The sequence below is a fragment of the Prevotella sp. C0209C1 genome (assembly GCF_056583855.1).
On record NZ_JBWPJP010000040.1, the window covers coordinates 1 to 14,606 of the forward strand.

Sequence of the window (14,606 nt, forward strand, 5' to 3'; positions counted from 1 at the left end):
GAGAGCTGTTTGGATGTACGTTTAAGCATAAATATCTGCAAGAATTATAATGTAAAGGTACAAAAACTTGCAGATATAAACAAATGATTTGTAGCATAATATACTGTGAGTCAGCGGAATATTAGATTTTTAAGGGTGGACTAATTAGCTACAATCTTAATAAGTTTTTAAGAATTATCCGTTCACAACTAACTTTCTTGTATTAATAGATAATGTTTTAGAAAGAAAAAGGTAAGAGTAAGTATAAGAAAAGTATATGTTTTAAAAAGAAAAATAGGTTATTTTTATCTCAAAAATAAATTAAAAATATAATAAAAATAAATTATTTTTCCGTTTAATGGTTTATGTTTTCGTTTCTAAAATGATATACTTTTATATATTAAAAGACATGTATGACAAAAAAAAACAAAAACTAAAGTCTAAAAAAAAACATTAATTTAAGACTACTTTCTACCAAAGTCGGCAGGTATTTCGCCCCAACTTCTTGTTTCCCACTTCACTATAGGCACACGAAAAGTATGATCTCTAAGCCACAATTCAGCTCTTTTTACCATATTAAGCACCTCTTCGGTTTCAGAGCTACGTAATAAAGTAGTTTTGCATCGCTTTTTATTTACCCAAAGAATGGCATTATACGAATCGCTATATATAATCTTATCTGCTATTTTATGTTTCTCCATTAAGGCTAAAGCATGTACTATGGCAAGAAATTCACCTATATTATTAGTCCCCTTTATTGGTCCGAAATGAAAGAGTTGCTGCCCTGTAGCAAGGTCTATCCCGCGATATTCCATCTTACCAGGATTACCCGAGCAAGCTGCATCTACAGCCCACGCCGCTGCCTTTACCTCTATTGGTAAAGGCAACACCGTGTCATGTCTATAATCAGGAGGATTTATAATAACGCTCATATAAATTTTATTTTCCGCTAATTATCCTTATTCATTTTATCCTACATACGTTCTGGCACCTCAATGCCAAGCAAAGACATACCATTCTTAATAATCTTAGCCACATTATTTGCTATAACCAAGCGTGTAATCTTTTCCGCATCTGTATCGGCTCCAAGAATGCTATAATCGTGATAAAACTGGTTAAACTCCTTTGTAAGCTCATAGCAATAATTAGCTATACCACTAGGACTATAGTCTATACCTGCTTGTGCTACTGTAGAACCAAACTCATTTAACTTCTGCACAAGGGCTATCTCCTTTTCATTTAAAGGAGATTTATCGGAAAGCATCTTTGGTATAGATATATGTTGTGCTTCTGCCTTACGCAATATACTACGAATACGCGCATAAGTATATTGTATAAAAGGACCCGTATTACCATTAAAATCTATCGATTCTTCAGGATTAAACAACATATTCTTACGTGCATCTACCTTTAATATGAAATATTTCAAAGCTCCCAAGCCTACGATACGAGCTATTTCGCTTTTCTCCTCTTCAGTAATACCTTCAAGCTTATTTACCTTATCCTCACTTAACTTTTTGGCATTCGCTATCATCGACTCTATCAAGTCGTCGGCATCAACCACAGTTCCTTCACGACTTTTCATCTTACCATTAGGCAACTCTACCATGCCATATGAGAAATGAACAAGATCTTTACCCCATTTAAAACCTAAACGATCCAAAAGTATTGAAAGCACCTGAAAATGATAGTTCTGCTCATTACCTACAACATAAATCATCTTATCTATAGGATAATCAGTAAAACGCATCTGAGCCGTTCCTATATCTTGTGTCATATATACAGATGTACCATCTGCACGAAGCAATAATTTCTGGTCTAAACCTTCATTTGTTAAATCTGCCCAGACAGAATTATCATCTTTGCGGATAAAAAGCCCCTTGGCTAAGCCTTCTTCTACCTTCTTCTTACCAGCAAGATAAGTATTACTCTCATAATATATTTTATCAAAACTTACGCCTAAAGCTTTATAAGTTTCATCAAAGCCAGCATACACCCAACTGTTCATCTTAGCCCAAAGGCTACGCACTTCAGGGTCATTAGCTTCCCATTTAACAAGCATTTCGTGAGCCTCTTTCATCAATGGCGACTCCTTCTCTGCCCTCAACTTAGCCTCTTCTTCAGATAACCCATCAGCAAGAAACTTCTCTGTAAGCTCTTTTAGCTCCATACGATAATGCTTATCGAAAGCTACATAGAAATCGCCTATAAGATGATCGCCTTTCTTACCTGACTCTTCCGGAGTAATTCCATTACCCCACTTTAACCAAGCAAGCATAGATTTGCATATATGAATACCCCTATCATTAACAATATTAGTCTTTATAACCTTATTACCATTAGCTTCCATTATCCTTGCTAACGACCAACCTAAAAGATTATTACGAACATGGCCTAAATGAAGAGGCTTATTTGTGTTTGGAGAAGAATATTCTACCATTACAAGAGGACTCTCTTTTGTAATCTCCTTTTCGCCAAACTTATCTTTAGAACTAATATCATTAAGCAAACTTATCCATGCCTTCGAAGATATTACAAGGTTTAAAAAACCCTTTACCACATTATAAGAAGCAACAGCCGTACAGTTTGCCAAAAGATACTCGCCTATTTCCTGACCTGTTTGCTCTACACTCTTCTTAGATATTCTAAGCAAAGGAAAAGTTACAAGGGTAAGATTACCCTCAAAATTAGTACGAGTCTTCTGTAGCTGCACCATGCTATCTGGCACTTCTACACCATATAAAAATTTAATGGCTGACAATGCAGCAACTGTTATCTGATGTTCTATATTCATCTCTATATGTATATTTATGATATTTCAATACTGCAAAGGTATAGAAATTCAACTAAATATAAAAGCAAATACAAAGGATATGCCCCCTTATTCATTATAATAGCATATAAATATAATTACCAATCTTTACGAAAAGGCTTATTATCGTACACTATATCATCATTATAAAAACTACGGGCAATAGTCTGCATCGCATTTATATTCATACGATAAAGACTGGGATCAAACCCAAACCACATAGTTCCACCATACCCCTTAGATACAATATCTTGAGCATAATAATTGGAAGAATAATAATTCCTTGAGCATTCATTAGAAGCTTGTATCATGCCTCTTCTACTTAAACCAGGATAATTATAACTCAAATCACTATATCTGCCATAATCTTGTATAGCAAAATCGATAAATTCACCTGGCTTTTTACCATTAACTGGCACCAATGAACCTGTACGACTATATACATAAACCTCAACTAAGCGATTATGACCTAAATACTCCTTTAAATAATAACATAAACGTGAAGTTGCATAAACATTAGACCGCTCAAAGCCAGGATAATCCCCCTCGTTACCATATTCATCATCCAGAAACACGCCATCTAAATCATAAGCATCACACATAGCCTTCATATTGCGAGCAAAGGCTTTAGCACCTTCTTCTGATAAATTAGTTATGCCTGCACGATCATGGTTAGGCAAAATACCCATAATAACCTTTATTCCTTTTTCACGTAAAGGATCTATATACTTCTCCTTATAATCAAGTAAATGTTGTACATTCTCATTATTCTTATTATAAACCTCCCCAGTCTCTTCATTATAATTGATATTGCCAGAAAAAAGCACTACCTGATCAAAAAAATATTTCTTACTATTTTTTAAAGTAAAACAAAGAGCATTAAGAGGATTAGAATCATTTACCTCAGGCATTGATATATTAATAAAAGGCTGTGCCTTATGACAATTAGGCATCTTAGAAATATCGCGAACCAAAAGAATAAAATTACCTCTTTCTGATATACCTATACCGTTATCACTGTTAATAGACAACGGTATAGCATAAGTGCTATTTTCTTTCAAATGCTCTGAAGTCTTATAAGCAACTGATATTGCCGTAGACTTATCTTCACCCTTTAGAATCTTAGCCGTTGTAGCAATAGCCACCAATTCCTTAGGCATTATTTCATATTTAGTTCCATGCTTCTTATTATACTGCTCAAGTACAGAAGCATTATAAACTATAGTAAACTTCGCAACATCTGTAGCAGAACTATTAAGATTAACATACATATCTGTTTTACCTTTATTATTAAAGATAATTGAGTCTACTTCAGAAGCCCCATACTTATCCGTTATAAAACTTAAAGGTCTTTCAGAACTAACATATCGTTTCTCATCTAATTTAGGTAACTCAACACTATCCGAACAAGACGTTATAAAACCTCCTATAAAAGAAGATAATATCATGATTTTTAGAATATTTGCTTTCATATTTTTTTTGTTTTTTATCTTTATGATAATGAATGATTTTATAAATTAGTAATATGTCTTTCACGTTTATTTCTCAGGAAGAGAAACATTTAACCATGACAGATTACTATTAGCAATAGCATCATTACCATTACCTGTAACATCTTTTACTATATTTCCTGAAGGCTCATCAAACTTCCAATAAGCAACAAGCCCATCAGTTTTAGGATCCACTGAATAAATATGAGACGATATTTCTTCTTTAGTACGGATAACTTTCCATACACGTACCTCCGAGATCCAACCATCTAAATAGCGTCCATTATCATAAGACTTTCCTATAAAAAAAGCACGATCACCAAAGCCATTAAGATTAACGTTTATAATACCAGCGTTTACCTTAGATTGTTCTTTTCCATCAACATAAATAATCATTTCTTGAGACTGTCTATCGTAAGTCATTGCAACGTGTATCCATTTGTTAATAGGTAATCCCTTAGAAGCATCTGGAGCTGGGAAATTCCCCGAATTAGTAGCTATCTGAATTTGATTACCTTTCCTATCAGCATCTCCTATACGAAATAAGAACTGACCCTCAATACCCATTACGGTTGTTATTAAACGACTAAAATCACGCACTTTTATAAGAGCCTCTAAAGTTACTTTCTGCATTTGTTCTACATCAGATGCAGTTTTCCAATTTACTGTTAGATAATTCTTATTAATATCAGCTACTACATTAATTAATGCTCCTGCTCGGAATACATAGTAATAATGCTTACTTGATGACAACAAAGCTATATCGTCAGTTTTTACTGTTATTGGTAATACATAAATTAAATCACGATTTAAAGAACTTAAATTCTTAAATTTAAATATCGCATCTGTCGATTTTACCGAATTAACTCCTACGGTTACTTTCCCTTTAACTACTTCATAACATTTATTTGGCAATATAACGGCATTAGCATAATAAGATTTATTATAAGTATTTACTATAGAAGGATCTACCACAAACTCTGCATTAACTTTATATTCAGCAGGACGAGCTAATGATAAATTCAAAGTCTTTGCCACATCTCCAATTGTACCCTTTATGATAGTCTCATTAATCATTGATTTTGCATCAATAAAACACTTATTGGTAAAGTATTCCTCTTTGTCATTCTGACAAGCTACAAACAACAATACTATCAAAGGTAAATATTTAATAAACTTCTTCATAATCTTTAGTTTTTAATAGAAGGATTCAATATGTTAATAGCTTTTCTCACAACAGGATAAGTAAAACTCGGGTGATAGTAATCAGAATTTATGTTTATCATAGCTAATCCTGCTATATCATATAATTCATGCTGAGCAGAAGCCCACTTTGCAGCACCTAATACGGCATATTTTTTCCCTACCCAATAACCTGTTTTACTATCTGTAGTATCAAAAGTATACATCATTACAGCAGGTAAAAATTTATTCAAAGGAACTCCTTCAACTACTGCGCTATTAATACACTTCATTACACCTGCTTCTGAAACTTCCTCTAAACACGGAATAATAATGTATTTAGATAACTTGAATATTTCTTTATTTATAACATTTTGAGGTTTGCCTTGAAAGATTAAAGTTTTATCGATATGTTTCTTAGCCCAATTCATAGCCATACCAATAAAGTTATTTTCCCATTCTGATAAAAGTTTTTTATCAGAATCCTCCATATAAAGTTTAAACTTACCATTATAACTTATAACAATCCCATCATAATTATACTTGCTACAGATGTCAAACGATGTTTTTACAGAATCAGTTAGATAATCATTAAAACTTTTATATTTTTTGTTTTTATTTTCAGGGACTTCAAAAAAGGCTTTTTTTTGAAGTGTATAAACAGCTTTTATCTTTTCAAAACTAATCTCATATAAAAACTTCATTGATTTTTTTTCACGCAGTTTTATCATATTTTCTAAATTCTCCTTATTTATAGAATAAGGATTTGTAAGAACAATATAATCTATACTATCTGGAATAGCTTTAATTTGCTGTCCTTGTGAGTTAGGATATAAATGACTATTATCAAACCAAGCCATTGCTATTTTATGCTTACTTGCTTTATAATCACGTAGCTTAGTAAGATAATTATCATATAATTTAGCGTTTTGCGTTGATATCTCTGGCTCATTTATCTTTATCGTTTCAACATCTGTATTACAAGAACAAAAAGTAAAAGTAATAGCAATAGACAAACAAACCATAGAAAATGTAATATATTTCATATTTTTATTCTTAATTTTTATTGGTTTTTATAGCACAAATACCATATATAAACTTTAATTTTTCTTAGCCCACCAGACATCTATACCTTGTGAGTTAGCTCCTCCAAGTAATTGTAAAGCTTTCTCATAGTTTTGCTTATTATTGCTGTTTTCAGACTTAGGGTACATCATGCGACGTGCTCCTCTATTGCTATCAACAGTTCCCGCACTAAGATTTACTACTGCTGGCATTAACTTAGGGTATCCTGTACGACGAAATTCAGACCAAGCTTCATGCCCTAAAGGGAAATTAGCTATCCACTTTTGTGTAATAATACGCTCTAAACTCTTCTTAAAATTTCCATCTTCCCATTTTATTGTTATATCAGAAGGTACTTTACTAAAACTATAAGTACCTGCTGGATCAATGTAAGAAGCTGGCGTATTTTCGCTATCGTTCATATAACTCTCTGCGCCTGATACCTGCCATTGCTCAAATGACAATTTTATTCCTTTATTATAAAGCTCTTTAGCAGTAGCGTTTCCCATTTTCCACCCACGCAAAGCACCTTCTGCTTTCAAGAAAGCTACTTCTGATGCATTCATCCACATTATGGGTGTATTGACCTTAACATTATAATTAGAATAAGCATGTGCCACATCTGCATCTGGAATAGTAATACCGCTACGCAAACCTATATATTCATTATTAGCACCATCTAATGTTGATTTTGTAAACATAGCTTCACGTCGAGGATCTTTATACCCATTCATAAAGGTTATAATATTAGCATTCACACGTGAATCTCCACCATTATATTCATACATTACTACATAAAAAGGATTTTTACCTGCTTGTTTATAAAACGCATTATCACTATTATCTTGCATCACTCCTATAGAATGATTGACGGCACTTTCTGCCATTTCCTTAGCTTTTTTAGGCTCTACGTTTACAATACGCATAGCCATTCTTAGCTTTAAAGAGTTTGCTAAACGAATCCATTTTATCACCTTACCTTCATAAACATGATCGGCTTTTGGTGAAAAATCCTCTGTTTGATGTTTTGTCAATACTTCTATATCAGAATTTAGCTGCTCAAACATTTTATTATATATATCTTTCTGTGTATCATAAGGTGCCTTAATCTCTCCATTTTGACCTATCTTTGAATAAGGTATAGGTCCATAAGCATCTGTGATACGTTGCATAGCCAACACCTTAACAATGTCTGCTACAGCTATTGGTACAGGATTGATAGTATCTTTTGTTACAGGATCTATCATCTGCTCACTTACTTTTTTAACATTAACAAAAACTTTAGGTATAATATCTTTAAACAAAGATGCGCTCCAACCATCTTCTGGAACAAATGTAGAAAAGTTTTTATTATTAAATCCCGAATTACTATCAGACAAATACCCTCCCATAGTGCCACCACCTAAACAATCTGTAAATTGTAAAGTATTAATATCAGCAGGAATAGCCCAATCAGATAAATTGACCATAGCAGAACTTAAGCTATACCCTTCGCGCTGCATCTCTTTACTATCTACCCCATAAGGGTTTCTGTTCATTGATTCATATCCATCTGTACATGCAGTTATAAAAACCCCAGTGGCTACAGTTAATAAATATACTATAATATGTTTCATCTTCATAATTAAAATTTAAGTTTCACATTAAAACCTATATTTCTTGTACTTGGCGTCATAAAACGGTCAATACCTTGATAATAGTTGCCTGTTGTAGCAGTAGATTCAGGATCAAAAGGAGCCTTACAATATAAAAACAACAAGTTACGCCCCACTATAGACAAAGATAACTCTCCTAATCCAAAGAGTTGTTTCTTCTTAAATGTATATCCAAGGATAGCTTCTTGTAAACGAATATTTGTAGCACTATAAGTATAATATTGTGGAATGCCATCAGCTTGTCCGATTGCCGAATACCAAGCCTCTGGAGAGATTCTATCTTCACCATTTACTAACACATAACCCTTATCACGTGCTGCTGCAGAAGATTCTGATACACCATACTTATCTAAAGTAGCTTGTGTAGCTGAATAAACAATACCTCCAAAACGCGAAGTTATCATAAAGCCAAAATTAAAACCTTTATAACTAAAATCGTTGCGCCAAGCCATATTGCTCTTAGGTAATACAGACCCGAGGTATATCTCTCCTACATTATTATTACGGAAAACAGTACCATTATTATCTACATATACTTTCCCTTCACTATCGCGTTTAATATCTACAGTAGAATAAAGATCGCCTAAAGTTCCTCCTTCTTTTAATATAAATTTAGCATTACCTAAACCACCCATAACCAAACGGTCTTTATTTATTATAACTCCTGTCTCTGGATGTACATAATTACGTACCAGCTCATTTATCTTATTCTTATTAGCTGATAAAGTATAGTTAGTAGACCATACGAAATTTCCCCATTTCTTATTATATCCTAAAGACAGTTCTATACCTTTATTAGACACGTCTCCGGTCTGTATATATAAGGCACTATATCCTGACGACACAGAAATATCTGGATTAAAGGTTTGATTATAAGTGCGTGTTACATAATAAGTAACATCAAGATTGAAATGATTAAACAACTTTGTTTGCAAACCAAACTCCAAAGAGTTAGTTGTTTCTGGTTTTAAATTATAAATAGGATAAATGGTCTGTGTTTTCCATTGTTTATTATTATTATCCCATTCATATACAGGGTTAGCATACCATCTTGGAAAAGGAATACCTACTTTTGCAAAAGACCCACGCACCTTTAAATAATTTATCTGTTTTGGCAATTTAAAAGTCTCTGAAACTATCCATGATGTTCCTACAGAAGGATAAAAGAAAGAAGAGGTATTAGAGTGTGGACCTGCTAACATTGATGGCCAATCATTACGTCCTGTAATTGTAAGATAAAGCTGATTAGCCAAACCTATTTCCATACTTCCAAATAACGATTTTGTTTGGTCATGATAACCTTCTTGTATTTTCTTTTCTGTCTTACCATCTAACTGGTAAATATTAAAGACATTTGGAATAAGATCCTCTCGAATGGAACCATCATTACCAAAACCACATTGCTTAATATCTGAAATAGATGCACCTAAAAAGGCTGATAAAGATAACTTGTCATGTAAAAAACTTTTATTGGCATTTATCATCATATCGCCATAAGTCTGCTTATCATCTGTATTACGCAAGGCATACGAGCCATTAACCCCTGCTAAAGTACGATTAGTTGTTGCATAATTTTTTACTTCATAAGAGTTCGTTGCATTATCTATACGTATTCGAGCACTGGCACTTAACCAATCATTTAACATATAGCTAATACCTGCATTAAACATATAACGATATTTTTTATTAGTACGAACATTACGATACGCTACCCAATAAGGATTCTGACCAACATATTCACTAAGAAGATTACCCCAATTCTGTACATATATACCACGCTGACTATCCCAACGTTCATACATCTTCATGCTCTCGTTTGAGTTACCTCGTGGATATAGGTAAGCTGTTAGCAAAGGATTACCATAAACACCCTGATTAGTCATATTGCGATCGTTTTGTATAATATAACTTGCTCCTAAGTCTAATGTCATTTTATTATCAAGCAATTTGCTTGTATTACGAATAGAAAAGTTATAGCGATTATAATGATTGTTTGGGATTATTCCACTACTATTTAAAGCATTAGCCGAAAAAAACGTTTGGTTAGTCTTAGTTCCTGTAGAAAGTGTAAAGCCTTCTGTTGTTATAATACCTGTTTTTAAGAAATCCTTTAAAGGGTCATATCCCTGATAATTAGCTTCATTAAGCAGCTTTCCCCAGCTATAAGAATCTGTACCATTATCATGAATACTACTACCAGTACCATAACGATTTTGAAATTTTGGTAAACGAAAAGCTGTTGCTACCTCTGTTGTCTGACTTACTGTAAATTCGGTCTTTCCTATATTTCCTTTCTTTGTTGTAATGATAATAGCACCATTTGATGCACGATTACCATATAAAGCTGCAGCTGCAGCACCTGTAAGCACTGACATCGACTCAATATCTGCTGGATTAATGTCCGCAATTGCTTCTGTAACACCTTTAGAATCGAACTCAGAACCACCTTCTTCTCCTTGGTTAAACATAGGAATACCATCAACTACATATAAGACATTACTACTTTGCTCTATACTTCGTGTTCCTCGCATCACCACCTTTGACGCTCCGCCTATACCTGAAGAAGATGTATTAATATTTACACCTGCAACCTTACCATTCAAAGAATTAATAAAATTAGCATCTTTGTTTTTCAACATATCATCTCCTTTGACCTGCTGCACATTATAGCTTAAAGCTTTCTGCTCACGCTTTATACCAAGAGCCGTAACAACTACCTCATTAAGCTCTTTGGTATCCGCTTTCAGCAATATGCTCTGTGTACCTGCCACTACTTTTTGCTCCTTTGACAGATAACCAATATAAGAACACTCTAATATGTCCCCATTATTAGCTTTTATGGAAAACATACCATCTAAATCGGTAACGGCAACTTTATTTGTTCCCTTTACCTTAACAGTTACACCAATGAGCGGCTCGCCAGAGGTATCGATAACCTTACCTGTAACATTGTTTGTCTGCGCATTAGCCGACATTGACAAAGAAAACATTACAGCAAAAGCTATGAAAACTTTCTTTATCCTCCGAACTTTTGAATACGAAAAATTGAATAGATCTTTAATCATACTACTATTTTAGGATTAAACTAATAAAATATCGTTTGTAAAATTGTATAATTTAAATATATTAATGGAACCGCAATAACAAGACATATCTATATACGCCTCATACTACTTTATCCCATAAAGTAACATTCTTTTTATTTAGGTAAAAAGGTTTTTAATTATAATATTTCTAATTCAATGCAAAGATAATTATTTATACCCAAACGAAGTAAAAAAATATTATATTTTTAAAACTTTTTTTTTACACTATTCCATAATACTGCTATAAGCATTTTTAATGGTATCTAAAGATTATTTTTCTTACTTTGCCTTTTTATTATAAGACAAAACAGCTATTAAAATCACTTTCTTACATACTAAAAATAATGTCTCTAACGGCGTGAGATAAGATATTAAACATAAAAACAACACCCTTTACTATTAAAATTAGGTTATTTTTAGTCTGTTTTTAATTTATTTTTTGTCTATTTTTAATTTATTTTTCTATAAATAAAAACCCATTTCCTCACACTAAGCATCAGCTTTTGCAAGGAAACAGGTCATAGTTTGCTACGTAAAATACTATTATTTATATTACATCAAACAACGGTATATACATTTTATCATTACATATACGATACAGTATTATATCATATCTAAAAAATATTGATGTATTCGTGTGTCGCTATTAAGCTCTGGGTGAAATGAAGTAACAAGCATATTGCGCTCACGCGCAGCTACTATATTACCATTAACTACAGAAAGAACCTTTACTTTACTGCCCACCTTTTTTATAAAAGGAGCACGTATAAAAGTCATAGGAACATCTTCATAAATTCCCTCAAATGGTGCGATGGTATAAAAACTACCCAACTGACGACCATAAGCGTTACGCATGGCAGTTATGTCCATTACAGCAAGCTGAGACTGTGTATGCGTATTTTCGCTATCGCCTTCAACGTTTTTAGCCAACAAGATTAATCCTGCACAAGTACCAAAGACAGGTAAGCCTTCTTCTATCGACTTTCGAATAGGAACTTGCAAACCTAAGTCGACAAGAAGTTTTCCTATAGTAGTGCTTTCTCCACCCGGAATAATTAAAGCATCTTTAGATTGCTGCCAATCTGATAGTTTACGTATTTCAAAAAAATCTACACCTAAACGTTGTAGCATCTCTTCATGCTCAAGAAAAGCTCCCTGAAGTGCTAATATTGCTACTCTCATTGCCCACGTTCTGCCATTATTACCTCTATTTCTTGCTCATTGATACCAACCATAGCTTCACCTAAGTCTTCCGAAATTTCTGCCAATACCTTAGGATCGTTATAATTAGTAACAGCTTTAACTATAGCTGCTGCACGTTTTTCAGGATTACCACTCTTAAAAATACCAGAACCTACAAACACACCCTCTGCACCTAACTGCATCATGAGAGCAGCATCGGCAGGTGTAGCCACACCACCAGCAGCAAAATTGACAACAGGCAATTTACCATTTTCATGAACCCACTTTACCAATTCATAAGGAGCTTGTAGCTGTTTAGCGGCTTCAAAAAGCTCATCACTGCACATACTTACTAAGCGACGTATCTCTGCTTGCATCAAGCGCATATGTGATACTGCTTGCACAACATCTCCTGTACCCGGCTCACCCTTAGTACGAATCATAGTAGCTCCTTCTTGTATTCGGCGTAAAGCTTCACTAAGATTACGAGCACCGCAAACAAAAGGCACATCAAACTGTGTCTTATCTATATGGTAAACATTATCTGCTGGCGAAAGCACTTCGCTTTCGTCTATATAATCTATCTCTATAGCCTGTAAAATTTGCGCTTCAGCTATATGACCTATACGACATTTTGCCATTACCGGAATGGTAACTGCCGCTTGTATACCTTTAATCATTTTAGGATCGCTCATACGGCTAACACCGCCAGCAGCACGAATATCCGCAGGTATACGTTCCAATGCCATTACGGCACAAGCACCAGCAGCCTCTGCTATACGTGCTTGTTCAGGAGTTGTTACGTCCATAATAACACCACCTTTTAACATTTGTGCTAAATTGCGGTTTAATGTTTGTCTTTCGTTACTCATCTTATTAAATATTTTAAATTGTTATTCTGTCTTTCTAAAGTGTATAAATGTAAGCGATAATAAAGCTCACAAAAACATTAACGCTTACTATTTCTCCTTCTAAACTCACTTGGTGTAAGTCCGGTTTGCTTCTTAAAATACTTTGTAAACTGTGCTTGCGAGCCAAACTTAAAGTTGTACGCCACCTCTTGTATAGTAAGCATAGTAGATAATAGTCGGTTAGAAATAGTTTCTGTCAAAGCTTTATCTATTATATTCTTAGGATTATTACCTGACACCTTATGAGTTACCTGCGAAAGATAAGTGGGAGAAACGTTTAAGCAATCAGCATAAAAAGCTACATCTCTATTAGTAGCATTATGCTGCTGTACTGCTGTTAAGAACTCGTTATAAAGTTGCGCACTGCGTCCTATCAGGCTTACTTCATGTTTTACAAAAGTATTAGCATAGTCCATGGCTTTAGCAATGGCACTATTTACTAACTTTTCTGTATTAAGATATACTGCCAATGCCGATGAAAAAACATTAGAAAAGCCATGACCATGCGGATTATCAAGCACTATAACACGCGTATCTTCAAAGAAATCCCTTTCAGTAAACTTTTCTTTATCCCGTTCTCTTAACACTACAATAGAGCATAAAGGCAACAACTTGCAGCGTATTAATGCTACAACATCATCTGATAATAATTCGTCTCCATTACTTGCAGTTATAACAGGGTCATAAACTACAAATTTAGGACGATACTTCTGCAACGTTTCCACAACAACTGCTAAAGTTTCGGCATTACGAACCAAACCTATACGCATCGTATCTGGCTGTACATCATTGATAATTGCCTCTATTTGTCCACGAACAGTAGCTGCAGGCAAGTCGTACACCGACTGAATACCTAAAGTGTTCTGCATCGTTATAGAAGTAATAGCCGATACAGCACGGCCTCCTAAGGACGATATAGTTTTTATATCTGCCTGAATACCTGAACCACCAGTACCATCAGATCCTGTTATGGATAATATAATAGCCATATATATTAAGCTCTTTTACTATACTTACAAAGTAAAAATAAATATTTTATATGTGCAAGTAACGTTTGTAAACTGACAAAAAAAACTAAAGTTTTACTAAACATTCATATCTATAAAGCCATAATTTAATGTAAGCTCGACTAATTCACATTAAATTATCAAACAAATAATAAATCTCAAATCGAGTAGGAGGTAAACCCTAATCATAGGTGTTTATTTCCTACTTTCGTGTTCACCGACCTCTCACACCACCGT

10 protein-coding genes are annotated in these 14,606 nt (G+C 33.9%); all 10 read right to left on the reverse strand.

The window, feature by feature from the left end:
* Nucleotides 1-443 precede the first annotated feature (443 nt).
* The 10 genes from AC1DCD_RS09345 to AC1DCD_RS09390 all read right to left on the reverse strand — a co-directional run bounded on the left by AC1DCD_RS09345 (nucleotide 444) and on the right by AC1DCD_RS09390 (nucleotide 14,351).
* Entirely contained in the window at nucleotides 444-911 is a 468-nt protein-coding gene (locus AC1DCD_RS09345; RefSeq protein ID WP_008450789.1) for an RNase H family protein, read from the reverse strand.
* A 41-nt stretch (nucleotides 912-952) separates the two neighbouring features.
* Entirely contained in the window at nucleotides 953-2,773 is a 1,821-nt protein-coding gene (gene argS / locus AC1DCD_RS09350) for an arginine--tRNA ligase (protein WP_464641260.1), read from the reverse strand.
* A gap of 116 nt (nucleotides 2,774-2,889) precedes the next feature.
* Entirely contained in the window at nucleotides 2,890-4,263 is a 1,374-nt protein-coding gene (locus AC1DCD_RS09355) for a BT_3987 domain-containing protein (protein WP_464641258.1), read from the reverse strand.
* Nucleotides 4,264-4,329: 66 nt separating this feature from the next.
* Nucleotides 4,330-5,466 carry a DUF1735 and LamG domain-containing protein gene (locus AC1DCD_RS09360; protein ID WP_464641256.1) on the reverse strand — a complete coding sequence of 379 codons (1,137 nt, stop codon included), beginning with the start codon at nucleotides 5,464-5,466 and terminating at the stop codon, nucleotides 4,330-4,332.
* A 5-nt stretch (nucleotides 5,467-5,471) separates the two neighbouring features.
* On the reverse strand, nucleotides 5,472-6,509 hold the full coding sequence (locus AC1DCD_RS09365; protein ID WP_060933234.1) for a glycoside hydrolase family 18: 1,038 nt from the start codon (nucleotides 6,507-6,509) through the stop codon (nucleotides 5,472-5,474).
* A 54-nt stretch (nucleotides 6,510-6,563) separates the two neighbouring features.
* Nucleotides 6,564-8,150 (reverse strand): RagB/SusD family nutrient uptake outer membrane protein, encoded by a 1,587-nt coding sequence (locus AC1DCD_RS09370; RefSeq protein ID WP_464641254.1) that lies wholly within the window; start codon nucleotides 8,148-8,150, stop codon nucleotides 6,564-6,566.
* Between the two features lie 2 nt (nucleotides 8,151-8,152).
* Complete coding sequence (locus AC1DCD_RS09375) at nucleotides 8,153-11,158, reverse strand: SusC/RagA family TonB-linked outer membrane protein (RefSeq protein ID WP_308532773.1); 3,006 nt, start codon at nucleotides 11,156-11,158, stop codon at nucleotides 8,153-8,155.
* A gap of 714 nt (nucleotides 11,159-11,872) precedes the next feature.
* The gene (gene pdxT, locus AC1DCD_RS09380) at nucleotides 11,873-12,451 is read right to left on the reverse strand and encodes a pyridoxal 5'-phosphate synthase glutaminase subunit PdxT (RefSeq protein ID WP_464641252.1); all 579 of its coding nucleotides are present in this window, start codon (nucleotides 12,449-12,451) and stop codon (nucleotides 11,873-11,875) included.
* A complete protein-coding gene (gene pdxS, locus AC1DCD_RS09385) occupies nucleotides 12,448-13,323 on the reverse strand; it encodes a pyridoxal 5'-phosphate synthase lyase subunit PdxS (protein WP_464641250.1) in 876 nt (291 codons plus the stop codon). Before pdxS ends, pdxT begins: the two co-directional genes overlap by 4 nt.
* Before the next feature lie 77 nt (nucleotides 13,324-13,400).
* Nucleotides 13,401-14,351 carry a bifunctional hydroxymethylpyrimidine kinase/phosphomethylpyrimidine kinase gene (locus AC1DCD_RS09390; RefSeq protein ID WP_464641248.1) on the reverse strand — a complete coding sequence of 317 codons (951 nt, stop codon included), beginning with the start codon at nucleotides 14,349-14,351 and terminating at the stop codon, nucleotides 13,401-13,403.
* Between the last annotated feature and the right edge of the window lie 255 nt (nucleotides 14,352-14,606).

What these genes read in the sequence shown, in the direction of transcription:
- pdxT (WP_464641252.1), bottom strand. Translation starts at nt 12,451, where the DNA reads ATGAGAGTAGCAATATTAGCACTTCAGGGAGCTTTTCTTGAGCATGAA.
- AC1DCD_RS09365 (WP_060933234.1), bottom strand. Translation starts at nt 6,509, where the DNA reads ATGAAATATATTACATTTTCTATGGTTTGTTTGTCTATTGCTATTACT.
- AC1DCD_RS09345 (WP_008450789.1), bottom strand. Translation starts at nt 911, where the DNA reads ATGAGCGTTATTATAAATCCTCCTGATTATAGACATGACACGGTGTTG.
- pdxS (WP_464641250.1), bottom strand. Translation starts at nt 13,323, where the DNA reads ATGAGTAACGAAAGACAAACATTAAACCGCAATTTAGCACAAATGTTA.
- AC1DCD_RS09390 (WP_464641248.1), bottom strand. Translation starts at nt 14,351, where the DNA reads ATGGCTATTATATTATCCATAACAGGATCTGATGGTACTGGTGGTTCA.
- AC1DCD_RS09360 (WP_464641256.1), bottom strand. Translation starts at nt 5,466, where the DNA reads ATGAAGAAGTTTATTAAATATTTACCTTTGATAGTATTGTTGTTTGTA.
- AC1DCD_RS09375 (WP_308532773.1), bottom strand. Translation starts at nt 11,158, where the DNA reads ATGTCGGCTAATGCGCAGACAAACAATGTTACAGGTAAGGTTATCGAT.
- AC1DCD_RS09355 (WP_464641258.1), bottom strand. Translation starts at nt 4,263, where the DNA reads ATGAAAGCAAATATTCTAAAAATCATGATATTATCTTCTTTTATAGGA.
- argS (WP_464641260.1), bottom strand. Translation starts at nt 2,773, where the DNA reads ATGAATATAGAACATCAGATAACAGTTGCTGCATTGTCAGCCATTAAA.
- AC1DCD_RS09370 (WP_464641254.1), bottom strand. Translation starts at nt 8,150, where the DNA reads ATGAAGATGAAACATATTATAGTATATTTATTAACTGTAGCCACTGGG.